Below are 25,188 nucleotides of genomic sequence, written 5' to 3' on the forward strand. Positions count from 1 at the left end.
TAATGAACATAACCGACATCCTTAGCCCTGACTGCACACGCTGTGCAGTTCAGGGAACCAGCAAAAAACGCATCCTAGAAATTATCAGTGAAATTGCCGCTTCTCACATCTCCCAGAGTGACCAGGCAACCATACTTGCCAGCCTGCTGAACCGGGAAAGAATGGGCAGCACCGGCATTGGCAACGGCATTGCATTGCCCCACGGCCGCCTGGCCGGACTGGACAAAGTCACCGCGATACTGGTTACCACTGAATCTTCGATTGACTTTGACGCCATAGACAATCAACCTGTCGATGTATTTTTCGCCATTCTGGTGCCTGAAGATCAAGCTCAGGGACACTTGCAGACCTTGGCGACCGTGGCTGGCTGCCTAAACGATAAACAACGGGTCAAGGAAATGCGCAGTGCGACCCAGAACCAAGAACTGTTTGAAGCGATTGCCTAAATGAAACTCATCATCATCAGCGGACGTTCAGGCTCAGGGAAATCGATTGCCCTGCGCTCGTTGGAAGATCTCGGTTACTATTGTGTTGACAATATTCCGGTCAACTTGCTTCCTACCCTGACCCACACCGTGGTTGATGAATACGATCAGGTCGCCGTCAGTATCGATGTGCGCAACTTGCCCAAAGATCCGCAGGAGCTGGTGGAGATACTCGATTATCTGCCCTCTACCTGGGACATGACCATCGTTTACCTGGACGCCAGTGACGACATGTTGCTGAAACGGTTCAGCGAAACCCGACGACTTCACCCGCTGTCACGCCAGAACAAGTCGCTTAACGACGCCATTATGGCGGAAAGCCAGATGCTCGCGCCAATCGCCGAGCGTGCCGACCTATACCTCGATACAGACAAACTGTCGGTTCACCAGTTGGCAGAACTGGTACGGGAACGTATTCTTGGTAAGAAAAGCTCTCGCCTGGTACTGGTGTTTGAATCCTTTGGCTTCAAACACGGCATTCCCAAAGATGCTGACTATGTTTTTGATGCCCGCTTTCTGCCCAATCCCCATTGGGAACCGGATCTCAAACATCTAACCGGTCTCGACACGCCGGTAGAAATCTTTCTCGGCTCACAACCCATTGTGACCAAATTTATCTGGCAAATCCAAAACCTGATTTCCACCTGGTTGCCCCATCTGGAGCGCAACAATCGCAGTTATGTGACCGTGGCGATTGGTTGTACCGGTGGGCAGCATCGTTCGGTGTATGTGACGGAAATGCTGGCGCGCACCTTCTCAGCCTCCCATCCCGATGTACAAATTCGTCACCGGGAGTTAAACCGCTAGTGCGTATTGAGAAAACACTGACGATCATTAACAAACTGGGACTGCATGCCAGAGCAGCAACCCAATTGGTCAAGCTAGCACAGCAATATGACGCCGAAATCACTTTGATCCAGGGTGATAAACAGGCCTCAGCGTCCAGTGTGCTGGGTCTGATGATGCTGGAAAGTCATCAGGGAAAATCCGTCAAGGTGATCAGCGAAGGACCCGACGCAGAACCGGCCATGAGTGCAATTGAAACCCTGATCGTTGAACGCTTCAACGAGGATGAATAGCTTCACCCCTCTCCCCTCGCCTCCAGTGTCAGTCGGATGTATTCACTGGGACTCATACCAAACGCCTCGCGAAAACAATTGGTAAAATAGGTTGGTGAACGGAACCCTACATCATAGGCGACTGTGGTGATTTGCAGCCCCGTCAACAAGCGCTTTTTAGCTTCTTGAAGGCGCTTATTGCGCAGGTAATCGTTAAAATTGTAATCCGCCAATGCAGACAGTTTTCGGTTCAGTTGCCGGGTGCTGAAATTCAGCATCTGAGCGGCCTTTTCACGATTGAATTCAGGATCCGTATAGTGCGCAGCAACGGTAGTTTCAAAGCGTTCAAAAAATTGCCGCTCCCGTCGCTTTTCGAACGTGATAACGCTGTCGCTAACAACCTCTTGACTGTCTTGTTGGCTAACTTGCTGATGTAAAGACCTTGCGATAAGCCGTCGCACATCAATCAAACGCCTGACCCTTGCCTCCAGTTCATGCATCACAAAGGGCTTGGCAACAAAGTCATCCACATTCTGCTGCCAGCCTTTTATGCGACTATCCCGATCATTTCGGCCCGTGAGCAGGAGCAACGGAATATGTGATGTTGCATCATTGCTGCGCAGCGCCTCGCACAAGGCCAACCCCGACATCTCTGGCATGACGATGTCACTGATAACAATATCAGGCACGCTTTCGAGTGCCATCGCCAATGCCCGTCGACCATTGCAGCATGCTTGCACGCGATATTCCTGACTAAAGGTGTTGACCAGAAATGCTCTTAGCTCGGGCTCATCTTCGGCAATCAGCATGGTCGGCGCGAGCTGGTTGCCGCCCCTGCACTGTTGCGGCTCCCGGATCTCATTCGGTGCGCTCGGTGGCTTGTCAATTCCGGACAACAGAGCACCTTCTTCGCTGACACGGGTATCCGGTTGGGTCGCCAGTGGCAGCGACACGATAAAGGAGGTGCCACCACTGGACGTCGAGCGGACACTGATCGCCCCCCGTCCTTTTTCGACCATATCATGCACCACGCTTAACCCCACACCGCGGCCGTGTTGTTCAAGGCCATCCGGCAAACGTACCAGACGCTTAAAAATGCGTTGCAGCATCGAAGCCGGGATTGTGTGACCGGCATTCTGAACCCGCAACGACAGATGTTGATGGCACTGTTCGCTATAGACCAGAATGCATGAGTTTGGCGGCGCATATTTGCACGCGTTGGACAGCAGATTGACCACAACCTTATCAAAGCCGTCCACCGGTAAGTGAACAAAACCCTGACACAGATTAAACAGCAGGATATTTTGGCCTCTGGAGGCGGCTAGAGGGCGACAGGACTCGACGATGTAGCCGAGGTTTTTATCCACCTGACATAAGGCCAGGATCTGCTCCTGTTCGGCTTTTTGCGCCAAATCAAGGATCTGGTCAACCAGGGTAATCAACCGTTGTGTACTTCGACTGATCAGACGGTGTTGTTGTTTGGCTTTGCTCGATGTCAGCAGCTTTTCCAGCACCGACAGCGGACCTGTCAGCAACGTCAGTGGCGTGCGTAATTCATGGCTTATATTGACAAACAACTGTTGTTTTTTGCGCAACATATCGGCCACTTTGCGGTGACTCCGTGCCAATTCAATGGTGCGTTGGGAGACACTGTTTTCAAGGTGTTGGTTAAAACGCTGTAGACTCAGCAATCGCAACTTAAAAAACGCCCAAACCAGCATCACCGCGCACAACCCATACACGGCATAGCCAAAGCCACTGCTGAAAAAGGGTTGTGCGACCGTAAAGGACAGCCGGTGTATGAGCTGGACGTTATCTGCTTTGGGATTGATCCCCTGATATTCCAACTGGTAATCACCGGGAGCCAGCTTTCCATATCGAATGGTGTCGACACCCTGTTGAGTGGTCCAGGTCTCATCATAGCCCATCAACCGGTATGCCAGCCCACTGTCAGCCAGACGCCAACCCGGTGGCCGTTCAAAGCGCAGTTGCAAGCCGCGCATGTCACTGTCCAGTAAGTGGCTCCCCTGTTCATGCTCAATATTGCGATAACAGGCTGTTTCACGGCCTTCCCGTTCGACACAGAATGCGCTAAGCGCGATATTCACGGAGCGGGCTGCCTTTTGCTGCAGGTATGCAGAATATACCTGGGTGTCCAACCAATAAGTCAGGTGATCGCCGGCCAACAACACATTCTGTCCGACCTTAAGGGAAGCAGTAAATTCGAAGTCGGTATCATACACCCCGTCACTTTCTCCCAGCGGGATCCAGCGGGAAGTGGAGTTCCGTACCCAGAACGCACCTTGATTCGACAATACCCAAGCCTGCTGTCCGGTGTGAATCACATCACGCACGAAAAAGCCCGCACTGTGCGTCGTACTTTGCCATTCGCCACTGTCCAGGGCCAGCCTGCCAAGTCCCTGTCCATGGGTACAGATGGCCACAGCATTGTCTGCAGTAGCGTAGCCACAGGTGGGCACGACCCGCGGAATGGTAAACGTCTGTACAATGCCCTTTGGCGCCACCATCAATGCACGTTGATCGCGGCCAATTAACAACGCATTGCCATTGTTGAGGGCTACCGCAACCTCAAAGCTTCCATCGGTGACTGGGTGTGCGGAAGCGCTCTGCCCTTCTTGCATCTGTAGCCGCACCACCCGAGGTTGTGCGCCTCGTTGAGTCACGTAAAGGTTATCTCCGACTACCGCCAATGCCGCAATGTCGTCACCGCCAAAGGTGTCTCCACTGACCCGTATCGGATGGGCTGAGAGTGTTTCACCATTCCAGTCGAACACCACCAAACCTTTGCCGCTAATGGCCGCGATTGCACGGGTATCCGACATGGATACGACGGCATCGACATAACCAATATCATCCAACAGGGGTTGCGCAGACAAGCTCTTGGGCTCAAACCGATAAATACTGTCACCATGGGCGATGAACACGGCTTGCTCAAGCACGAACGATGCATCGACATTGATCAGCGGTTCTCCGTCAGGCCCACTGATCAAACCGATACCATTGCGGGGATGGGGCAAGAATGACATCCCGTTAACGTTGTCCAGAATGGCCAACCCGTCATCATCCACTTCAACCACGTGAGAAATGGCATGCGTTGCTTGTCGAGTGCCAAAGGGTAAAAACACCTCACCTAATGGGTGCAGGCGGCACAGTCTGTCACCATACGCCAGGGTATGACCATTCTTTAGCACCCTGACGCCATGCAGGGTCGTCAAAGGGCATTGTTGCAGACTGATATCGATGGATTGGAATGAACTGGCAGTTTCAGTGGGCGGCGGATAGTGCAACAGATGCTCGCCCTCGACATGCCATAACCCGCCGGAATTATCCATAATCAAGGGGCTGGGTTTTTCACTGGCTGATGGTGAACCAACTGGATAACAAGACCTTACCTGACCGCTTACCCTGCAGTGTTTGCCTGTCCGGGTCAGGTAGACGACATCTCCGTCGCTGGCGGACACCTGCTGAACATCCTGGGCTATAGGCTCAATCTCGATCACCTGCTTGCCGATGCCAAAGCGGTAGAGCCCATCACCACACAAGCCGACATATTCACTCCCTTTAACCCGCAACAGCCCATGACATTGATTGGAAGACAGCCCCTGACGTTGATCGATCACTTGCACTGTTCGCGTCAAGGGGTTGTACAACATCAATCCGCCACTGAGCGTGGCCAACAGGACGGTTTCAGCATCATGTTCTGCCACTCGCCAAACAACATAAGGGAAGCGCTCAGGGTGATAAGCGATATGGGTATTTTTGTCACCATAGCGTAACTGAGACAGTCCGTTTTCACTGGCCTGCCATAGGGAATCCCGTCCTGGCGACAACGCATACACAATCCCGGACGTCACAGACTGGCTTGGTTGCGCTGGCAATACCTGGGTCGGCAGCGCTTGGCGCTCAATGCTGACGGCCTTTGCATCAGGGCCATACAATAGAAAACACAACAGCAGGTAGGTGCTTGCTGAGCAGATGTCTCGATTTTTCATTCACTTGTCCCAATTCATGGGGTGAGATGCCTCACACCTTGCATACTTACTCGTGTTTCGACACACGTTCTATCCTAGAAAGGGACAATCAAATGCAAGACAGTAAAACAAATAGCAAAAGCAACACCATCAAGCAAATTGATGGCAAATATTTATGCCATATTTACGGTGGCACGCAAAATCACCAGAGCGTCTCGGACGCATCAGTCTGTCCGCTGCTGCGTGGGGCTGAATCGGCTGATCACAGTACGCCACAAAAGCCCCCCAAACCGATCGGCCTGTAAATCTGAGTTTCGACGTATCGCTACACCTCCGAGGTCTGTTTAGTTATACTTTCGCTTTTTTATCCTCCGAGACGCTCGTGGTATGTTGAAACAGATCGGTTACGCCTTACGTGGCAGTTGCTCAGCGGTGTTGTATGTGCTCAACACCTTGGTATGGGCAACCCCCATATTTATTCTGTCTTTTTTTAAACTCATTCCGGTGACTCGCTGGCGCACCGCCATTTCGGGCGTGCTGGATCGCTGTGCCACAGCTTGGATAGGTGGAAACACACTGAACCAGCGGCTGTTCAGTCGAATCAAATGGGATGTTCAAGGCATCGAAGGATTAACCCGACAAGACTGGTATCTGGTCATCGCCAATCACCAATCCTGGGTGGATATCCTGGTGTTGCAGCGCCACTTCAATCGCAAAATTCCGTTCCTGAAGTTTTTTCTAAAGCGTGAATTGATTTGGGTGCCGGTGCTCGGGCTTGCCTGGTGGGCGCTGGATTTTCCCTTTATGCGCCGTTACAGCAAAGCCTACCTGACCAAACACCCACACCTGAAAGGGAAAGATCTGGAAACCACGCGCAAAGCGTGCGAAAAATTTCGCAATAAGCCGGTCAGTATCATGAATTTTGTCGAAGGCACCCGGATTACACAGCTAAAGCACAAATTGCAGGATTCACCTTTCCAGCACCTGTTGAAACCCCGCGCAGGGGGCATGGCTTTCGTGTTAAGCGTAATGGGTTCGCAATTGCACAAATTGCTTGATGTGACGATCAACTATCCTCAGGGGATCCCCAGTTTCTGGGATTTTATCTGTGGTAAAGTGAAACACGTGCAAGTGCGGGTTAATGTCCACCCTATTGACGAACTGTTACGCAACAACGTATTTTCGATGGATTACTTTGATAATCCAGAACAACGTGCCCGCTTTCAGGCGTGGCTGAACGAACTCTGGCAACAAAAAGACGCGACCATGACGTCTCTTGCAGCAACCCGGTAGTCCTATGTTAAGTTTTTTACCCGCAATTCTTATTTTCCCCTTACATATGCTGTTGCAAGTGGCCAACCTGGCACTGTGGGGCGGTCTTATCATCCTGTTGGGCCTGGTAAAGGTAGTACTGCCGATCCCTGCGCTACATAACCTGCTGAATCCGCTGATGAACCGCATGATGCTGTGTTTCGGTGTTTGCAGTGTCGCACTGATCAAGCTAACCAATCGGGTGGAGTGGGACTGCACCATCAAAGGTGAGCTCAGCAAGGACAACTGGTACCTGATGATGCCCAATCACCTTAGCTGGCTGGACATTATCCTGCTGATTGAATTGGCCGCCAACCGCTTCCCCGCACCGAAGTTTTTCCTCAAAAAGGAGCTTATATGGGTGCCCTTCGTCGGTCTGGGCGCCTGGGCACTGGACATGCCCTTCATGCAGCGTTATAGCCGCGCATTTATCGAAAAATACCCACACCTGAAAGGCAAAGACATTGAAACCACTCGCAAGTCCTGCGAGAAATTCCGCGAAACCCCCACCACCGTGATTAACTTTGTCGAAGGCAGCCGTTACACGCCGCAGAAACATCGTCAACGTAACAGTCCGTTTCAGTACCTGCTGCCACCGAAAGCCGGTGGTGTCGCTTTTACGCTCGCCGCCATGGGCGAACTGTTCACCAATATTCTGGACGTCACATTGCTGTATCCCGACAACGCCAACCATCCAATGATGGACATGCTCAGTGGCCGCCTCAATCGGGTTGTAGTCCACGTCGAAGTATTACCGGTTGATGAGCGGATGATCGGCGATTACTTCAACGATGAAACGTTCAAGATGCGCTTTCAGCAATGGTTGAATGGGTTGTGGGAAAGCAAGGACAAGTTAATTGATCAGTTGATAGGAGCAATGCGTTGACCGATTTGTCGACCCTGACCAGCCTGATCCACCAGGCAATGAGCGCTGTGGGTATTTCAACTGAAGCCCACTCCATACTGTATCAGAGTACGGCCTTGGCAATCATGCTTGTACTGGCACTGGTAACCTTGCTGATTGCCCGTTGGGTCATGCAAAGCGCCGTATCACGGGTGGTAAAACGCAGTCGAAACACCTGGGACGATGAGCTCGAGAAGCACCGCTTCTTCCGACGCTGTGCCCACGTGGTTCCCGCAGTGCTTATCTACCTTCTGGCACCACAGTTGCTGCAAGCCGAAAGCTTTCTGCTATTGCTGCTCAACAAGGCAACGGTGATTTACCTTATCCTCGCCATGGTGCTGGCAGGCAGTGCGTTGTTCAACACCGTGGAAGACGTCTACAACACGTCCTCCATGGCTCAGCGCGCCCCTATTACCGGTTTTATCCAGGTCGGCAAGTTATTGTTGGTGATAGTGGCAGGCCTGCTGATCATGGCGACCTTACTCGACAAGTCCCCGCTGTTACTGCTATCCGGACTGGGCGCGGTTACCGCGATTCTGCTGCTGTTATTCAAAGATACCATTCTGGGGTTTGTGGCCGGCATACAGATTGCCGCCAACCGTATGGTAAACACCGGCGATTGGATAGAGATGCCCAAGTACGGCGCTGACGGGACTGTCCTGCAGGTGGGACTGACAACGGTAAAAGTGCAAAACTGGGACAACACCATTTCCACCATCCCAACCTATGCCCTGATCAGCGATCCGGTCAAAAACTGGCGAGGCATGTCGGAATCGGGCGGGCGTCGTATAAAACGGTCTGTGCTGATCGACATTCAAAGCATTCGCTTCTGCACCGAAGAGACGTTGTCGCAGTACAAAAAAATCCGCCACATTAATCGCTATCTGCAAGACAAACTGTCCGATCTGCAGGCGTTTCACCAGCAACAGGACATCGATGAGAATGATTTGCTCAATGCCCGCCGCCTCACCAACATCGGAACGTTTCGCGCCTATATCAGGGCGTATTTACAAGCGCATCCCGGGATCAATCAGGACATGACATTGATGGTACGCCAACTGGCGCCAACCGAAATGGGATTGCCGTTAGAAATTTATTGCTTCAGCAATGATAAGAACTGGGTCAATTACGAAGGGATACAGGCCGATATATTCGACCACTTATTGGCCATGTTGCCGTTGTTCGATTTGCGCGCCTACCAACGGGTCAGTGACCGTGACGCCGCTGAACGCTGATTCACATCACACAACAGCAATGGGCACGACACAAGACGCGCGTGCCCTTAGCGGTTGCTTACCAGACCAATGCAACGGTCAGTACGATACCCACAACCAGTGCAGAGATACCGAAAAAGCCGTATTCGACCTTTTCTTTCATGCCACTGCCCGCAGCGGCAGGCTGAGGCAACAGACCCATGATGATACTGCTAATCCCCAACACGAATGCGACAACCGTCGCGCCGAAAAGAAACGCTTCACCCCAAGCAGCCATACAGACTCCCAATTGTTTAACCGGATTAAAATCGGCGCCCATTATGCCTCAATCTGACCGGCAAGGGGAATGATCTGCATCAATTTATCTATTTGCGATGCGCAGTGACCGCGTTAACAATGTGGTGAAAACCACTATTGATTGGCCAATTATCCTACTTCTTCTCTCGTTAGTCCTTTGAAAAATTCCCACGCAAATCATCAAATGATTGTTTTTTATGGATATTTCTTGATTGGCGCAGGTATTGCTTTTGGTTGTAAACATCGAGCAATCAGGAATGACACAGATGAAAAAATTAGCTTTGGCAATCACACTGGCTTTGGGTACTGGCATGGCTTCGGCCCACGAGAAACATGATGACTGCAATGTGAATGTGGACGGCGAGTGGCAAATTGAAAACGGCCGCATGATCATCACCACCGAAGACAATGACCGGATCCAGATTGATGCTGATCACACGGTTTGGGTCAATGGCAATACCTTAGCCCTGACCGATGAGCAGCAACAATGGGTAGCAACCTACTACGACGGTATTTTTCGCGCTGTGCCAGAAGTCGCCGGGCTTGCCAGCGACGGGATCCGCCTTGCCAGTGAGGCCATCTCTCAGGTATTCGGCGAGATGTTCAACGTCGACGACGATTCAGTGACTGACCTGACAGCAAAACTGGATAAGCTGGGTGACGAAGTGCACTATAACTTCTACGCCGAAGACGGCTCTATCCGCCTGACCTCTAAAACCTTTGAAGACGGCGATTTCATGGCCGATCAATGGGAATCAGAGTTTGAACAGGCGATTGAAGAAGTGGTGGTCAACAGCATGGGCCAGATCCTGGTCTCCATCGGCACGCAGATGATGTTCAGCGGCGGCGACATGGATGCCTTTGAAGCGCGAATGGAAAACTTTGCGTCTGATATCGAAACCAAAATTGAAGCCCAGGCGGAAGCACTGGAGTTTCGCGCCGAAGGCCTTTGCTATTCGCTGATCGATGTCGATCGCGCAGAGAATAAGCTGGCCGCAAACGTGCCAGCGTTGTCCGGCCTCAATACACTGGACGTTGAAGACAACCGCAGTTTGTAAACTCTCACTGCACTCCGCTACACTGGGCGTCCATTTTTACCGGACGCCCTTTTTATGCAACACACACTGACGTTCTGTGGCTGTGGTTGGCTTGGCCAACATGCCATTGCGCCGTTTCAACACAAGGGATTCTCCCTTCGTGGCACCCGGCAGCAACAAACCGACGCCGACGTCCTCTCAGACCACGGCGTGCAAGGCATCACGTTTAGCCTGGAAGCACAGTGGTCAGCACCTCAACTGCAACGCATCTTAAACGTCGACACCCTGATCCTGAATATTCCCCCGGGTCGCAAACGCAGCGATTGGAATAGCTACATCCGACACATGTGCGCATTGATTGATCATTGCCGAAGCACCGATACCCGTGTGCTGTTTGTCAGTACAACTGCCGTTTACGGCGAGATACAAGGAGTCGTGACTGAACACAGTCCCAGCCAGCCAGTTACAGCGTCAGGCCAGGCACACGTTGCGATTGAACAACACCTGATGACAACGCTGCCCAACCGGGCAACCGTGTTACGCTTAAGTGGCCTGACCGGGCCGGACCGCCATCCCGCCCGCTCCCTGAGTGGCAGACACGTGGGCGGCAACCCTGCTCAGGTTGTCAATCTGATCCACAGTGCCGACGTAATCCGCGCCATGCTGGCGATTGTCGAACAACAATACTGGGGCCATACCCTGCATCTGGCCGCCACACAGCACCCCCGTCGAGATGAGTACTACACCTGGGCCTGCCAGCAGCTCGGCATGCCACTGCCGACCTTTGACCTGGCAGAAGACGCTAAGGCCAGAGGTAAACACATCGATTGCCAGCACACACTGGAGCAGTTGTCTCTGAACCTGCAATACCCAACGCCGTATGACATGATCGGATAGCAGGCATAAAAAAAGCCGCTATCGCGGCTTTTTCGTTGTCCGTACAGACTATCCAAACAAGGCCTGGCCAAAGTACTTCAGGGCCACGGTGTTAACAAAAACCACCAGCAACGTCAGCGGGATAAAGGTGCCCAAGGCAAAATCCACATAACGTTCAAACAAACTCGATTTGTAGGAAGGCGCGCCTTTATCGAGTTCGGCATTAAAGTTGGCTTTCTTCCAGCGATAAATCACGAACAGACAGATCAGCAAACCATTGAGTGGCAATATGGTGTCGTAAAACACATCCACAATGACGTCGAACACCGATTTGGTTGCCCCTGCATAACTGACAAATTCAGTCACTGCCGGGATCATACCAAAGGACGTAGAGGCTATAATGGACATGATGATAAGCAGAGCCCCAAGAATGGTCAGCGCCTTACGACGACTCACCCCTTTCTCGTCCATCAACGCCGCCACCGGCACTTCGAAAATCGATACCAATGACGTGATTGCGGCGAAAAACACCAACAAGAAAAACACACTGGCAACGATGCTGGCCCCGGTATAGCCAATGGTGGCTTGTAGCGCCAGGAAGATTTTAGGTAAGAATGTGAAGATCATACTGACCGACGAGTCACTCAGCTCGGCAGTGTTGGTATTGGGATTGAAGGAAAACACGGCTGGCAATATCAACAAACCCGCAATAAATGCAACCGCAGTATCGGTTAACGCCACCAGCTTGGCGGATCCAGGAACATCCGCCTGACTGTCGATGTAGGAGCCGTAGGTGATCATGATCCCCATGCCCAATGACAATGAGAAAAAAGCCTGTGACAACGCGGCACTGATCACACCGGCATTGATTTTTGAGAAATCAGGGACCAGGTAGTACTCAACCCCGGCAAATGCATTATCAAGGGTAAGCACAAAGGCCACCAGGGCGATCAACATGACGAACAGGGTGGGCATCATCACCTTAGCCGCTTTTTCGATGCCCTGCTTAACGCCACCTTGCAGGATCAGGTATACCACCGCCAATACGGCGACCATATAGATAAACAAGGTTTTGGAGTTTACAAATTCACCGAAGGTTGCCGGATCAGCCAACTGGGTTAAATTGCCGGTCACCGACATGTACAGATAGCCGAAAATCCATACCGTGATGACCAGATAAAACACGGCAATCATGAAAGGGGTCACAATCGATAACCAACCGGCCAACTTCCAGTGCTTCTCACCGCCAGTGAGACTGTTGTAGGCACCCAGCGGGTCTTTGCGACTATGACGACCAACCGACATTTCGGCCAGCATCACCGGCAGGCAGATAAAAAACACAAACAACGCGTAGATCAGCAGGAATGCGCCACCACCATTTTTGGTCGCCGCGACAGGAAAGCCCACCATGTTGCCAATACCGACTGCCGAGCCGGCAGCAGCGAGAATAAATCCGAGACGAGAACCAAACTGTTCGCGACCAGCACTCATATCCTATCCCTTTATTGTTGTTATATTCGACAGCGGATGTTAACAGGCTGATCTGGAAAAGTCTCTGCCCTTGTGTTCAGTGGCTAGGATGACGGCGTAAGCAGAAATTACCAGGGGATCGGTTTACCCTGCCAGTCGACGAAAAACGGCCCTTCCTGTGCCTTTAGTGTGGGGATGATGGATAACAGCTGGCGCGCGGTAAATTCAGGCTCGAACAATTTATGCGGCGCAACGTTGCGTTGAAACGGTGCCGAGAGTGGTGAGTCTACGGTACCCGGATGATAGGCCAGCAGGGCGACATGAGGGGCACGACGTTGCATTTCAACCTGCGCGGTTTTCAACACCATATTCAATGCCGCTTTACTGGCCCGATAACTGTACCAACCGCCGAGACGGTTATCACTGATACTGCCAACACGGGCTGACAAAGCCACAAAAGCGGCAGCGGGAGCATCCTCCATCAGCGCCAGTGAGTGTTTGAGCCACAGTGCCGGTAGTACAGTGTTGACCAGAAAACTCGCTTGCAATCCATCCGCTGTCAGCGACTCCAGACGCTTTTCCGGCAGACCCTTGAATTGCTGATTGTGCAGCATGCCGGTGGCGACAATAACCCGGCCAAAGGGTCCTTTTTCGAGTAATGCGTCACACACTGCCGCCACATTGTCTTCCTGCTCATCGCAGTCCAGCCGTTGCACGCCTTCGGGTACGGTCACCGGGCTGCGAGTCACGGCATAGACGGCGGATACCCCATCCTCTTCAACCAACGCCTGACACAGTGCGCGGCCGATGGCGCCGCTGCCGCCGACCACCAGGGCTGCAAGCCTATCCGTCACGGTCACAGACCTCACAGCGCTCCAGGCGCGCTTTACCGGTTAACCAACGGGACAGGGTATACCGGTTGCGCGCAAACCAGCCGTAAAACCGATCCGCTATCGGACGGATCAGCGGCCAGCGCATCCAGCCATACAGCCAGCCCCGTCCGACCAACTGCCACGCGGCATGGGTGGCATCAAGGCCACTGACCCAGCGGCCGTCTGCCCACTGGGCATGAATGCGCGCGTTCAACGCCTGCCAATCGAGGTGTGAATAGTCGCGCTGAAACTCCGCGCTCTGGATGTCGACAAACCGCAAGTGTCCAGTGCCGTTGCGCGAACGCAGGGACTTCATCTCAGCTGCGCATAATGGACATAAGCCATCATAAAAAAGGGTTAGTTGCATAGTGTTACCGTTATTGCTCATTGTCGTGTATACGAACAACCGGCCATTTTAGATTGATTCTGTGTCGGGACTTGAAGATAAGCAATTAATCGCCACAATGATCGGTCTGACCTATCAGTATCCAGTCTACTACAGGAGCCAGCATGGCCAATCTTCAACAAGCCACCCTTGCAGGTGGATGTTTCTGGTGCATCGAGTCGGCGTTTAACAGCGTCAATGGTGTGGTTTCAGCCTTTTCCGGTTACGCCGGTGGTCATACCGATGCGCCGAGTTACGAGCAGGTGTGCAAGGGTGATACCGGTCACGCCGAAGTGGTACGTGTCACATTTGACGCCGACGTTATCGCTTTTCGGGATATTCTGGAAATCTTTTTCGCCCTGCATAACCCTACCCAGTTAAATCGACAGGGCAACGACATTGGCAGCCAGTATCGCAGTGCGGTCTTCTATCACGATGAAGCGCAAAAAGCCGCTGCAGAAGCGATCATTGCGGAAATCACTGATGCCGAAATCTGGCCGGACCCAGTGGTCACTGAGGTTGTGCCGGTCAATAACTATTCACAGGCTGAAGACTATCACCAGGATTACTTCCGCAATAACCCGCAAAACCAGTACTGCAATATGGTCGTCGCGCCCAAACTGGCCAAGTTCAAAAAGAATTTTGCCCAGCGACTGAAATCATAACGAAGTCCCCTGGAACCAGGCTGGATCCAGGGGCATATTGAACAATAACGGGGCCATGCGCTCGAAACGGGCGCGGTTTCCTTCGCATTGGACGTTTTTGAGGTAGTTCACTTTCCAGGGATCATTGATAAGCCATACCCTGCCGTCGACCACCGCCACCCCTTCCAACGAAGCATTGTCCATCATTTGGGCACTGATACATCCCTGCTCCGGATGGGGTGGTGTCATAAACTGCAGGTTGATCCGTTGCACGGTTTGACGTTTTTGAATATCCACCAGCCACAGCTCATCATCGTTGCGCGCGACAGCGAGTAAGTACTCACGCCCCTGATAAGCAAAGTGTTCCAGTCCATTGATGGGGTGGCGACCGCCGTTGAAGGATGGCAACACGAAACCGGGATCCTGCACCGCGATAAAATCGCTGGATTGCCAGAATTGTGGGTCCATCGGCACGGACAATATCCTCGCATTGCCGTGGGCGTCCTTTTCAAGCCCCAGGTACAGCGTACGATCCGGCCCCATGGCGAGCCCTTCGATACCGTCATTGGGAAAATCGCCGATCGCCAGTTGTGGGGCAAAATACAGTGGCCTGACATGGGTCAGGCTGACCTTTTGACGACTTTCATCCACCTGCAGTCTTACCAGCAGAGTGGGATAATCGGTAGAACCGGTATCACCAAAGCGCTCTGCACACTCACCGCTGAGCGGCGTGGTGCGGGAAGCATCTTCGGTGACGAGGTAAAAAACCCGATCATCGTCAGGGTCGACCACAATCGCTTCGTAATCCGGCTCTGTGGTCAGGTACTCACGAAAACAACTTGTCTCCACAGCGGGCTGCATGTCGAACACCCATTTTTGCGCTTCAACCGCTGCACTGCCCGGCAACAACCGTAACCACCGGCGCTGTTGACTGATATCGGCACTGCCATCTGCAATGGTCAGCAGATACCCGCGCCAATGGCTCAATCCGGATGTCTGTGGATCAAGCATCACCTGACCATTCGCTTCAACCACCCATTGGCCTTGCAGTGCGTACGGAGCAGGTGTTACCACAGCACGACTGCTACAGCCGGGTAACAAAATGAAAAACAAAAAAGACAGTACTGCGCTACGGGTCATTTGTCAGGACATCCTTGATTGTGCTAGAAAAGCGGTTATACGGCCTCGCACTAACAAGGTCAAGGATCGGAGGCGACCAGCTCTTTGGCAACGGTCGTTAACTCGCTAACTCGATAGGCATTAATTTGACTTCAGACGTTTCCCTCAGGGATGTTCCGGTTCCCGCACTGTTGTCGGGCCCTATTCTCAGACATGTCTCACACAACATCCTGACGGTGTGGATTGCTACCCGCGAACCGATGGATTGGCACCTCACCGTAACAGCAGATGATCAATCCACGGTCGTTGACGGTCAATTAGGCGACGACTGCGTCAATGCATTGCAGATTGGTCAACGGGCGTGGGTCTATTTGCTTCAGCCCCGTGATCTGTCACTACCCAGTGATCAGGAGCTGCACTATCGACTCCGCTACAGGCCCACTGAAACAACAACCTGGCACAGCATTGAAGGCATTTCCTATGCCGAAGATGACACGGCACGGTTTCGTGTTCCCACGACGTTGAACAATGTACTGCACGGTTCCTGTCGCAAGCCCCATCATGACAGCGATGATGGTTTGTTGCAGGTTGATCGACGATTGCAACAAGCCCACAACCAGCAGGTTGCTTTTCCGGATCTGTTGATGATGTCGGGTGATCAGGTTTACGCCGACGATGTGGCAGGACCGATGTTGTGGGCCATACAGCAAACCATAGACATGCTAGGTTTGTTTGAGGAGCAATTTGAAGGCGCCATTGTCAGCGACAGTCAGGCGCTGCGTCAGCACCCACACTCGTTTTACCAGCGACATCTGATGTTGCCGAAGACCGCGGCGATGAAACACGTTTACCGCACCTTCTTTGCCGCCAAGCGAAAGCCCGTATTCACCTCCGTAAATGCCAACAATCACCTGGTTTCGTTCAGTGAAATGATGGCCTTGTACCTGTTGTCATGGTCCCCTAACGTGTGGCAATGTCTGCCTGATTCGAATCCCGATATCGGCCCTGCATTTCAAGCCCAGTACGACAAAGAAGCCAAGCTCATCAACGGATTCCGCCAAGGCCTGGCAGAGGTACGCCGGGCGTTGGCCAACATTCCCTGCTATATGATTTTTGACGATCACGACGTCACCGATGACTGGAACCTGACCCGCGGCTGGGAAGAAGCCGTTTATCAACAGCCCTTTGCCCGGCGCATCGTCGGCAATGCATTGGCCGCCTACTGGGTATGTCAGGGCTGGGGGAATCCAGGCGGTAATACAGACGCGTTAAAAAACAGTGCACGACAGGCATTGTCTGCACCACTGGGTAGTGAACAGGATGCCTGGATAGATACCTTACTGGATTGGGATGAATGGGATTATCACCTGGATACCACGCCCAAAATGATCGTGCTGGATACTCGCACCCAACGGTGGCGTTCAGAGTCAAGCCTGACCAAGCCTTCGGGATTGATGGACTGGGAAAAGCTGTGTGATCTTCAACAGCAACTCATCGGTCAGCCATCCGTTATCCTGGTTAGCGCAGCACCCATTTTCGGGGTTAAGCTGATTGAGACCATCCAACGCATTTTCACTTTTTTTGGCAAAGCCCTGACCGTTGATGCCGAAAATTGGATGGCGCACAAAGGCACCGCCAGCGTGATGCTGAATATTTTCCGCCACCAGAAAACCCCACCGCACTTTATTATCCTGTCTGGGGATGTGCACTATTCTTTTGTGTACGACATCAGTTTGCGATTTCGCCGTAACAGCCCCCGCATCACACAGATCACCAGCTCGGGGATCAAAAACACCTTCCCTCACGGTCTGTTGCGCTGGTTAGATAGGTTAAACCGGGTGCTGTACCACCGGCGTTCCCCGTTAAACTGGTTTACCCAGCGTCGTCGTATGGTCGTACGTCACCGTCATCCCGATGATCATCCAACCCGGACCTTGCTGAATAGATCCGGCATCGGCTTGTTGAGTCTGTCGGAGAAAAACAATAAAGTTGGCGCCGAGTCGCTGACGTCAAGCGGTACTGTCCGGTTCAAATAACCCGGTTGCGACTAACTGACCACCAGCTTGTAAAAGTGGGTGGTCACCAAATACAGGGCCATCGCCGTCAACAGACCGCTTAGCACCCGTTTGAACACGCGCTGGGGCACGTGTTGCCGCAACCGGGTGCCTGCCCATGAGCCCACAATGGCCCCCAACGCCATCGCCAGCAAGGGGATCCACCAGTGCAGAAAATCAAAACCAATCACTACAAACAAGCCCAGCTTGATGCCATGGGTTAACCACATCAGCAGCGCATTGTTGGCAATTACGGCATCACGCTGAATCAGCCGGTGCTGCAACAAAGCCAGTGTGAGAGGGCCCGTCGCACCGACCACCAGACCGAGACCGGTTTGTACAAAGCCGGCGACATACAGGTTGTTGACCCGCTGCAGGGTGCGGATAAAACCCGGCCACCACTGCATTGCCAGAATGTACAACCCAATCAAAAAGGGGATCCCATCGGCAGACAGCTGTTGCACAAACAGCCAGCCAACACCTATCCCCAGCACAGAACCGATCACAAAAGGTGGCAACAAGCGAGGCTGAACGTCTGGGACGGCAAACAATACCCGACTACCATTGCTGACCCATTGAATCGCGGCGTGCAAGGGGATAATGACCTGCGCGGGAAAAAACGCTGGCATCACCGCGATTAACAACATGCCACCGCCCAATCCCACCACCGCAGCCAGCAATGATGTAAGGCAGGCAACCAGCCCCAGTATCAACTCTGACATTTTCTCTCCCACGCCCATGATCTGACAACAGACTAGTCATCAAACACGCAACTGTCCCATCTATCATCGCAATGTTGGTCATATACAACGATGAATAAAACCCGTGCTGCGGGTAGAACCCGGACGCACAAACCCCCATAATAACGCCATTCAAATTAACACAGGCTCGGCATGACACACGGCAACTTTCGTATCGGACTGTTTTACGGCTCCACCACCTGCTACACAGAGATGGCAGCAGAGAAAATCAAAGCGTCACTGGATGCCCTTTTTGAAGAGGATGTGGTGCACCTGCACAACATCAAGGATACCCCGTTGTCCGACACAACCCACTACGACGTGCTGATTTTCGGCATCTCAACCTGGGACTTTGGCGAACTGCAGGAAGACTGGGAATCTCACTGGGACGATGTGGCAACCCTCGACCTGAACGGCAAGACCATTGCGCTGTATGGCCTGGGCGATCAAATGGGCTACGCGGAATGGTTTCAGGATGCGTTGGGTATGTTGCACGACCTGATCCTGCCTGCGGGCTGTCGGATCATTGGCGCCTGGCCCAATCAGGGCTACGAATTTTCCGCCTCCAAAGCACTGACCGCCGACCAGCAACATTTCGTCGGATTGTCGCTGGACGATGAAAACCAATATGACCTTACCGATCAGCGCATCGCCCAATGGTGTCACCAATTGGTGGATGAACTCTGAACCGTGGATCAGCTTTCCCGCCTGCATCGCCCATACTACCGTAACGGTCCACCGCACAGAGACGGCGCAGATGTCAGTTTTGCTGACGTGCGCAAGTTGTTCTCGTTTCGCAGTATACAGATTGGTCGCTGGGTAACGGCTCAGGAGCAGCAACTCGCTGCGAATCTGTTTTTTGATGCCTTGTGCGACCTGATGGATATCCTTCAGGTGCCGGAACAGGTGATTTCGCTCAACGGCACTCTCGCGCTGGCCTTTGGTACCGGCGGCCAGAAATACAGTGCGGCCCACTATGCACCTGGCCAGCGCATGCTGGCAATGGCCAAGAATGCCGGAGGTGGCGCCCTGGCGCACGAATGGTTTCATGCCTTTGACCACTATATCTGTACCCGCATGTATGCCGATTGCAGCGCTGATCTGTTTGCCTCCCAGGCCTTTTTACAAGACAAGGTTCTGGTACCACACCCGCTCAATCAGCGGCTACAACAATGCTTTCAATACTTGTTCGTGGCCGATGATGGGGAACAACCCACACCTTACGTCATGAACAGCGCCAAAGCGGACAAGGTATTGGGCGCATTTTACTATGCCCAGCCGCAGGAAATGGCCGCCCGTGCGTTTGAGGCTGTCGTCCAGGATAACCCACGTAAAAACGCCTTTCTGGTCCAGGGCACCAAACAAAGTACGGAAGCAAACATCGGCATATACCCTAAAGGCCAGCACCTGGCCCGCCTAACCCAGGCATTTCATCGCTATTTTGTGGCGCTGGGCGATGCGCTGGACGGATGAGGACTGACCACTGGTCATAATTGTTGATTTTTTGTTCATCAGTGCAGGTTTTTGTGAATAAAAAACCGCAACGCATTTACTCCGGGGGGCAACTGCTTCTATACTAGGCGACTAAGAAAAATTAAGGCTGGTTTGTAATATGAGAAAAAAGAAGCACGGCTCGGCAGATGACGAAGCCCAAATCGACATGACGCCGATGTTGGATATCGTGTTCATCATGCTGATATTCTTCATTGTTACTACGTCTTTCGTGAAGGAAAAGGGCATGGAAGTGAATCGCCCTGAACCGAACAACACGCCACCGCCTCAGACCAACAAAAAATCGTTGGCTATCCGCATTGATGAAACCGGTCGGATTGTGATGAACAACCGCGAAGTGGATATTCGTCGCGTAGTGGCAAACGTTCAGACGTTTTTAGCAGAAAACCCTTCCGATTCAGCGGGTATTCTGGCTCACCCCAAAACCAAGCACGGTGTTGTGGTGGAAGTGATGGACCAGGTCAAAGAAGCAGGCATCGACAAAGTGTCGGTACTGGTACAAGACCAGTAACATCATCAAGCGATTACAGAAAAGCCCCGGTCACTGACCGGGGCTTTTTTTGTTTGTCCCCTGCAGTCGCTTAACCGCAGAATGTCATCGGCATCACACAAACGGCGCGACCAATTGTGATACCCGGGGATGATCGGCGCGCAAGCGCGCCTGTTGATTCACATAATCAGCAGGATAGGCATACAGGCCGAACCGGTTGCCTTTGCAATGACTGACCACCACGGCATACGCGGGTTGCTCGTCAAGCGTTCCCTGCAGCGGATCCACCAGCGGTACCCAATAGCGTTTAAGTTTCATCAAACCTATGCGTTTTCCGTCGCGAAACATATAACGCTGGCATACCGGGTTAGGGATAACCGAATAGATGGCAAATCGGGGCAGCTGAAATGCCACACCATGCCAGGTGATATGAGCGATCTGCAGATGCTCCACCAAGGGTTGTAGATTGTCGGGTAAATCGAGCTCTCGCATACACCCTCCAGACGCGCGCAACCAACATGCTGTTAGTCTAACTATAGTCAGTGAGATTTGATCCTGCGAGCCATCGATCAGAAATGCAGATAGTAGTCTCGACACAGGTCGCGGTACGCTGGGGTGTAATCACCGTTTTCATCACGGATAACCAGGGTCTGTGAGCGGGCCTCACTCGCCACACGAGACAGGCGTAGACAGGTACGTAGCGGCTCCCCGCCAGCGGCATGAAAAATCGTCAGCCTATCCTCACAAAACCAGCCTCGTGCAGCTGCCAGCGCTTCAAGATGATGGCTTTCTTCAGTAGGGAGAACCAGTGCCAGAGAACCACTCTCGGTAAGTAGGCGCTCACTAGCAATCAGTAGTTCTGCATGGCTTAGCGTGTGCTGCTGGCGCGCCGCAAAGCGCATTTTTGCCTGTGGGGTGGCACGGTTCGATGCGCCCCCAAGACCGGCATTAAAGTACGGGGGGTTGGACACCAGCAAATCAAACCCCTGCTCGTCTTCGAAATCGAGTACCGACTGGAGCACAAACGTCAGTTGTTGTGGCCACGGACTGTTGCGACCGTTCAGGGTTGCCTGTTGTATTGCATCGGGGTCTATATCAATCCCGGTGATGTGGGTGTCGGCGCTACAGCGTTGCGCCAGCATGATCGCGAGCAATCCACTGCCCGTACCCACATCAAGAATGCGCCCGGCACCTTGAGGCGACAACCAGCTACCTAACACAATACTGTCAGTACCCACTTTCATTGCACACTGATCGTGCGCAATGACAAATTGCTTAAACGTAAAGCCTGCTTTGCTGCTCATGCGCGAAATTCCTGCAAAGCAATCATCTGACCGGCAACGTCTTCACCTCGAACCGGCCGCCATTTAGCCAGCGGCCCGACACACAGCGGCGCGATCAGGGGAGCGACGAGCTGACCAATGGCTTCAGCCGGCCTGCTATCTTCTCGCGCGCCTAACAACAACGAAGGGTTTACATGCCGTATGGGGGTTTGTCCCGACAATCGGGCCAGTTGATCTTCCACCTCACCTTTGGTGCGTAAGTAAAGGTTTCTGCTGCCAGCATTTGCTCCGACCGAGGAAATCCACACTACACTGATGGCCTGCTGCGTTACAGCTTCCCTTGCCACCGCAATCACCAAATCGTGATCAATGGCCCGAAAAGCGGATGCTGAACCGGCTGTTTTCAATGTGGTGCCCAGACAAATATACACATGCACGGGTTTGTCCCATACCGGCAACCTGTCCAGGTGTTTGAAATCGGTACAATGCTGTATGACGTTTGTGTTCCCGGCAGCAAGTTCATTTAGCGCCCCTTCGCGGCGTACCAGGCAATGCACACGGCGGTAGCGGCTGTCGTTGCTCAATTGTTTTACCAGTGCCTGTCCGACCAATCCTGTCGCTCCCGCGACCAGTGCCTGCAAAGGGGGTGTCATGTTGGGTCCATTACTCTTACAATGTTGCGTCTTTTGGCAACAGCATACTGAGAATGATGAAAAAAATCCTCTACCTAATGGCATGCCTGCTCCCTACCAGCGCCATGGCGGCCGAAACACCGCTAAGCATCGATCGCATTTTTCAATCACCGGCACTTGAGGGCGCGGCTCCCAAAAGCCTGAAGATTTCTCCCGACGGCAAACGCGTGACCTTCCTGCGCGGCAAAGTCACCGACTATGAGCGCTACGACTTGTGGGAGTATGACATTGCATCGGGCAAAACCCGTATGCTGGTTAATTCAGATGATCTACATCAGGGTGAAGAGCAGCTTTCTGACGAAGAAAAGGCCAGACGAGAGCGCATGCGTGTACACGGCAGTGGGATCATGGAATACCACTGGTCTGATGATGGTACAGCGCTACTGTTCCCCCTGGCCGGCGATGCCTACTACTACAAATTAAGTGACAAGCGGGTCATCCCCCTGTTGCAAACCGACGCGTTTGAGACCGATATCCGCTTTTCACCCAAAGGCAATTACATTTCCTACGTACGGGCACAAAATCTGTACGTAAAACACATCGCCACTGGCACCGAAACAGCGCTGAGCAAAGACGGCGGTGGCCTCATTAAATACGGCATGGCCGAGTTCGTCGCTCAGGAGGAAATGGGCCGCATGACCGGCTATTGGTGGTCACCGGATGAATCAAAAGTCGCCTTTACCCGAGTCGACGAATCGCCGGTTGAAGTGATCACCCGCAGTGAGATTTACGCTGACAGTATTGAGATGATCGAACAGCGTTATCCCAGGGCCGGCACCCCGAACGTCGATATTGCCCTGGCGGTCAGCGATGTAAGCGGTAAGCACACCGACTGGATTGACCTGGGTATCGACAAAGACATCTATCTGGCACGGGCCAAATGGATGCGCGACAGCACAACACTGACCTATCAGTGGCAGAGCCGCGATCAGCAACAGTTGGAATTACGCGCCTACAACACCCAGACCAAACAGCAGAAGGTGTTGATCAAAGAGAGCAGCAACACCTGGGTAAACCTGCACGATGACCTGTATTTCCTGACCTCGAAGGACCAGTTTATCTGGGCGTCTGAGCGCAGCGGCTTCAAGCACCTCTACCTGTATGATCTGAATGGCAAGATGCTCCGTCCTCTGACGCAAGGCCAATGGGTGGTGGATAATCTGGAGGCCGTGAATGAAAACAGTGGAGAGGTGTTCTTTACCGGTCGCAAAGATACCCCCATCGAAAAACACCTCTACCGCGTGTCCCTCAATGGTGAGGCCGTTGCGCGGGTCAGCCAGCGTGAAGGCTACCATGACATTACCTTTGGTGAAGACGCATCAGTCTACGTCGACAAATACTCAACCATTAACACACCTTTCCAGGTCAGTCTGCACAAGGCCAATGGTGAACAACTCACCTGGCTGGAAGAGAATGTGGTTGACGATGATCACCCGCTGGCCCCTTATCAACAACAATGGGTAAAACCCAGCTTTGGCACCCTGCAAACCGCCGACGGCGCGACGTTGCACTACCGTCTGTTTACACCGCAAAAACGGCAGGGCAAACACCCGGTTATCGTGTTTGTTTACGGCGGCCCACATGCGCAAATTGTCACCAACAAGTGGTACGGCAACCGCGGCCTTTTGATGCAGCATTGGGTCAATAAAGGTTACGTGGTGTTCACGCTGGACAACCGGGGCTCGAACTACCGTGGCAAAGCATTTGAGGAACCTATCTACCAGAAGATGGGCAGTGTGGAAGTACGGGACCAGGTCGAAGGGGTTAAATTCCTGCGTGGCCTGGATTATGTGGATCCAGAGCGCATTGGCATCTATGGCCACAGTTACGGTGGCTATATGGCCCTGATGACCATGTTTAAAGCCGGTGACTACTTCGCCGCGGGTGTGGCTGGCGCACCGGTCACTGATTGGCGCTTGTATGACACCCACTACACCGAACGCTATATGGGCAACCCGAAACAGGTGGATGACGCCTACACGGCTTCATCGGTGTTCCCCTATGCTGATGGCCTGAAGGGTGACTTGCTGATTTACCACGGCATGGCTGATGATAACGTTCTGTTTACCCACAGTACCAAACTGTATAAACACCTGCAGGACATCGCCAAGCCCTTTGAAGTGATGGACTATCCCGGTAAAAAACACAGCATTCGTGGCAAACAGACGGGTATTCACCTGTACAACACGATCACGCGGTTTTTTGACCGCCACCTGGACAACTAACCCCTGGCTGGCGCACAACCCCGTCGGGATGTGCGCCACTCATGATTCAGGGCAGGAATGTCGCCAGGGTCTGCTGGATCCCGACCACCGTGTCCTTTTTCAATTCCTTCTCAATCGGCTCGGATTGACCCGACACCCAAATCTTCAACTCGGCATCTAAATCAAAATGCCCGGCGGTTTCCAGTTTGAACTGCACAATCGCTTTGTACGGTATGCTGTGATAATCCACTTTTTTGCCGGTGAGCCCCTGCTTATCAATCAGAATAAGCCGCTTACTGGTGAACACATACATATCGCGAATTTCTTTAAAAACCCGCTGTATCGCCTCGTTTTCACCCAGCATCGGAGCCAGTTCATCGGCCACTTCACTCACGTCAATTTCGGCCGCGTGGCCGAGCAATCCATCCAATAGTCCCATCAGTTTTCTCCTCGTTTTGGCTTGTAGCTTAGGCGAGTGCCGCCAAAAAACAAGAGGCTGGAGCGTGGATGTTTTTCATGGCAAAGTTGACCACCGCAGCGAGGAGGCAC

The 25,188-nt window shown here is 52.8% G+C and carries 26 protein-coding genes; 15 read left to right on the top strand and 11 right to left on the bottom strand.

Annotated elements, in window-relative coordinates; translation table 11 throughout:
- Nucleotides 1–2 precede the first annotated feature (2 nt).
- The 3 genes from ptsN to LJ739_RS16465 are packed head-to-tail and all read left to right on the top strand — an operon-like array spanning nucleotide 3 to nucleotide 1,564.
- Nucleotides 3–446 carry a PTS IIA-like nitrogen regulatory protein PtsN gene (ptsN, locus tag LJ739_RS16455; protein ID WP_229162251.1) on the top strand — a complete coding sequence of 148 codons (444 nt, stop codon included), beginning with the start codon at nucleotides 3–5 and terminating at the stop codon, nucleotides 444–446.
- Nucleotides 447–1,292, top strand: a complete 846-nt coding sequence (gene rapZ, locus LJ739_RS16460; protein WP_229162253.1) for an RNase adapter RapZ — start codon at nucleotides 447–449, stop codon at nucleotides 1,290–1,292.
- Nucleotides 1,292–1,564, top strand: coding sequence for an HPr family phosphocarrier protein (locus LJ739_RS16465; RefSeq protein ID WP_229162254.1), 273 nt, complete (start codon nucleotides 1,292–1,294; stop codon nucleotides 1,562–1,564). Before rapZ ends, LJ739_RS16465 begins: the two co-directional genes overlap by 1 nt.
- Before the next feature lie 2 nt (nucleotides 1,565–1,566).
- On the opposite strand, the gene LJ739_RS16470 is transcribed toward LJ739_RS16465, so the two are convergent.
- Nucleotides 1,567–5,556: a response regulator gene (locus tag LJ739_RS16470; protein ID WP_229162255.1), complete on the bottom strand. Its 3,990-nt coding sequence runs from the start codon at nucleotides 5,554–5,556 to the stop codon at nucleotides 1,567–1,569.
- A 92-nt stretch (nucleotides 5,557–5,648) separates the two neighbouring features.
- Between LJ739_RS16470 and LJ739_RS16475 the strand changes: the two genes are divergently transcribed.
- The 4 genes from LJ739_RS16475 (at nucleotide 5,649) to LJ739_RS16490 (ending at nucleotide 8,985) form a co-directional block, all read left to right on the top strand.
- Complete coding sequence (locus LJ739_RS16475) at nucleotides 5,649–5,840, top strand: hypothetical protein (RefSeq protein WP_229162256.1); 192 nt, start codon at nucleotides 5,649–5,651, stop codon at nucleotides 5,838–5,840.
- An 82-nt stretch (nucleotides 5,841–5,922) separates the two neighbouring features.
- Entirely contained in the window at nucleotides 5,923–6,828 is a 906-nt protein-coding gene (locus tag LJ739_RS16480) for an acyltransferase (RefSeq protein ID WP_229162257.1), read from the top strand.
- Nucleotides 6,829–6,832: 4 nt separating this feature from the next.
- Nucleotides 6,833–7,732: an acyltransferase gene (locus LJ739_RS16485; protein WP_229162258.1), complete on the top strand. Its 900-nt coding sequence runs from the start codon at nucleotides 6,833–6,835 to the stop codon at nucleotides 7,730–7,732.
- 38 nt (nucleotides 7,733–7,770) lie between these two features.
- Nucleotides 7,771–8,985, top strand: a complete 1,215-nt coding sequence (locus tag LJ739_RS16490; RefSeq protein ID WP_229162482.1) for a mechanosensitive ion channel family protein — start codon at nucleotides 7,771–7,773, stop codon at nucleotides 8,983–8,985.
- 58 nt (nucleotides 8,986–9,043) lie between these two features.
- On the opposite strand, the gene LJ739_RS16495 is transcribed toward LJ739_RS16490, so the two are convergent.
- Complete coding sequence (locus LJ739_RS16495) at nucleotides 9,044–9,241, bottom strand: hypothetical protein (RefSeq protein ID WP_229162259.1); 198 nt, start codon at nucleotides 9,239–9,241, stop codon at nucleotides 9,044–9,046.
- Nucleotides 9,242–9,527: 286 nt separating this feature from the next.
- Here LJ739_RS16495 and LJ739_RS16500 point away from each other — a divergent pair, with 286 nt between their 5' ends.
- Nucleotides 9,528–10,319 carry a DUF2884 family protein gene (locus LJ739_RS16500; RefSeq protein ID WP_229162260.1) on the top strand — a complete coding sequence of 264 codons (792 nt, stop codon included), beginning with the start codon at nucleotides 9,528–9,530 and terminating at the stop codon, nucleotides 10,317–10,319.
- Between the two features lie 54 nt (nucleotides 10,320–10,373).
- Nucleotides 10,374–11,195 carry an NAD-dependent epimerase/dehydratase family protein gene (locus tag LJ739_RS16505; RefSeq protein WP_229162262.1) on the top strand — a complete coding sequence of 274 codons (822 nt, stop codon included), beginning with the start codon at nucleotides 10,374–10,376 and terminating at the stop codon, nucleotides 11,193–11,195.
- 48 nt (nucleotides 11,196–11,243) lie between these two features.
- Here LJ739_RS16505 and LJ739_RS16510 read toward each other — a convergent pair whose 3' ends face one another.
- The 3 genes from LJ739_RS16510 to LJ739_RS16520 form a co-directional block, all read right to left on the bottom strand.
- Nucleotides 11,244–12,665 carry a sodium-dependent transporter gene (locus LJ739_RS16510; protein WP_229162264.1) on the bottom strand — a complete coding sequence of 474 codons (1,422 nt, stop codon included), beginning with the start codon at nucleotides 12,663–12,665 and terminating at the stop codon, nucleotides 11,244–11,246.
- Between the two features lie 107 nt (nucleotides 12,666–12,772).
- Nucleotides 12,773–13,498, bottom strand: a complete 726-nt coding sequence (locus LJ739_RS16515) for an SDR family NAD(P)-dependent oxidoreductase (protein WP_229162266.1) — start codon at nucleotides 13,496–13,498, stop codon at nucleotides 12,773–12,775.
- The gene (locus tag LJ739_RS16520; protein ID WP_229162268.1) at nucleotides 13,488–13,883 is read right to left on the bottom strand and encodes a thiol-disulfide oxidoreductase DCC family protein; all 396 of its coding nucleotides are present in this window, start codon (nucleotides 13,881–13,883) and stop codon (nucleotides 13,488–13,490) included. The genes LJ739_RS16515 and LJ739_RS16520 overlap by 11 nt, the downstream gene beginning before the upstream one ends.
- A gap of 143 nt (nucleotides 13,884–14,026) precedes the next feature.
- Between LJ739_RS16520 and msrA the strand changes: the two genes are divergently transcribed.
- On the top strand, nucleotides 14,027–14,566 hold the full coding sequence (msrA, locus tag LJ739_RS16525; protein ID WP_229162270.1) for a peptide-methionine (S)-S-oxide reductase MsrA: 540 nt from the start codon (nucleotides 14,027–14,029) through the stop codon (nucleotides 14,564–14,566).
- Here msrA and LJ739_RS16530 read toward each other — a convergent pair.
- Nucleotides 14,561–15,685: a hypothetical protein gene (locus LJ739_RS16530; RefSeq protein WP_229162272.1), complete on the bottom strand. Its 1,125-nt coding sequence runs from the start codon at nucleotides 15,683–15,685 to the stop codon at nucleotides 14,561–14,563. The genes msrA and LJ739_RS16530 overlap by 6 nt on opposite strands.
- Nucleotides 15,686–15,810: 125 nt before the next feature.
- Between LJ739_RS16530 and LJ739_RS16535 the strand changes: the two genes are divergently transcribed.
- Nucleotides 15,811–17,700 (top strand): metallophosphoesterase family protein, encoded by a 1,890-nt coding sequence (locus LJ739_RS16535; RefSeq protein WP_229162274.1) that lies wholly within the window; start codon nucleotides 15,811–15,813, stop codon nucleotides 17,698–17,700.
- 11 nt (nucleotides 17,701–17,711) lie between these two features.
- Here the strand turns inward: LJ739_RS16535 and LJ739_RS16540 are convergent, their stop codons facing one another.
- Nucleotides 17,712–18,440, bottom strand: coding sequence for a sulfite exporter TauE/SafE family protein (locus tag LJ739_RS16540; protein ID WP_229162275.1), 729 nt, complete (start codon nucleotides 18,438–18,440; stop codon nucleotides 17,712–17,714).
- Nucleotides 18,441–18,611: 171 nt separating this feature from the next.
- Between LJ739_RS16540 and fldB the strand changes: the two genes are divergently transcribed.
- The 3 genes from fldB (at nucleotide 18,612) to LJ739_RS16555 (ending at nucleotide 20,481) form a co-directional block, all read left to right on the top strand.
- Entirely contained in the window at nucleotides 18,612–19,145 is a 534-nt protein-coding gene (gene fldB, locus LJ739_RS16545) for a flavodoxin FldB (protein WP_229162276.1), read from the top strand.
- A gap of 3 nt (nucleotides 19,146–19,148) precedes the next feature.
- Nucleotides 19,149–19,931, top strand: a complete 783-nt coding sequence (locus LJ739_RS16550) for a CLCA_X family protein (RefSeq protein WP_229162277.1) — start codon at nucleotides 19,149–19,151, stop codon at nucleotides 19,929–19,931.
- A gap of 139 nt (nucleotides 19,932–20,070) precedes the next feature.
- Entirely contained in the window at nucleotides 20,071–20,481 is a 411-nt protein-coding gene (locus LJ739_RS16555) for an ExbD/TolR family protein (RefSeq protein WP_229162278.1), read from the top strand.
- A gap of 93 nt (nucleotides 20,482–20,574) precedes the next feature.
- On the opposite strand, the gene LJ739_RS16560 is transcribed toward LJ739_RS16555, so the two are convergent.
- The 3 genes from LJ739_RS16560 to LJ739_RS16570 form a co-directional block, all read right to left on the bottom strand.
- Entirely contained in the window at nucleotides 20,575–20,952 is a 378-nt protein-coding gene (locus LJ739_RS16560) for a hypothetical protein (protein ID WP_229162279.1), read from the bottom strand.
- 77 nt (nucleotides 20,953–21,029) lie between these two features.
- Entirely contained in the window at nucleotides 21,030–21,764 is a 735-nt protein-coding gene (locus LJ739_RS16565; protein ID WP_229162280.1) for a tRNA1(Val) (adenine(37)-N6)-methyltransferase, read from the bottom strand.
- The gene (locus LJ739_RS16570) at nucleotides 21,761–22,396 is read right to left on the bottom strand and encodes an NAD-dependent epimerase/dehydratase family protein (RefSeq protein ID WP_229162281.1); all 636 of its coding nucleotides are present in this window, start codon (nucleotides 22,394–22,396) and stop codon (nucleotides 21,761–21,763) included. The genes LJ739_RS16565 and LJ739_RS16570 overlap by 4 nt, the downstream gene beginning before the upstream one ends.
- A gap of 56 nt (nucleotides 22,397–22,452) precedes the next feature.
- Here LJ739_RS16570 and LJ739_RS16575 point away from each other — a divergent pair, with 56 nt between their 5' ends.
- Entirely contained in the window at nucleotides 22,453–24,660 is a 2,208-nt protein-coding gene (locus LJ739_RS16575) for a S9 family peptidase (RefSeq protein WP_229162484.1), read from the top strand.
- Nucleotides 24,661–24,706: 46 nt separating this feature from the next.
- Here the strand turns inward: LJ739_RS16575 and LJ739_RS16580 are convergent, their stop codons facing one another.
- Nucleotides 24,707–25,078 (bottom strand): PH domain-containing protein, encoded by a 372-nt coding sequence (locus LJ739_RS16580; protein ID WP_229162283.1) that lies wholly within the window; start codon nucleotides 25,076–25,078, stop codon nucleotides 24,707–24,709.
- Nucleotides 25,079–25,188: the final 110 nt, after the last annotated feature.

It is taken from the genome of Fluctibacter halophilus (genome assembly GCF_020687825.1).
In the GTDB taxonomy this organism is placed as follows: domain Bacteria; phylum Pseudomonadota; class Gammaproteobacteria; order Enterobacterales; family Alteromonadaceae; genus Fluctibacter; species Fluctibacter halophilus.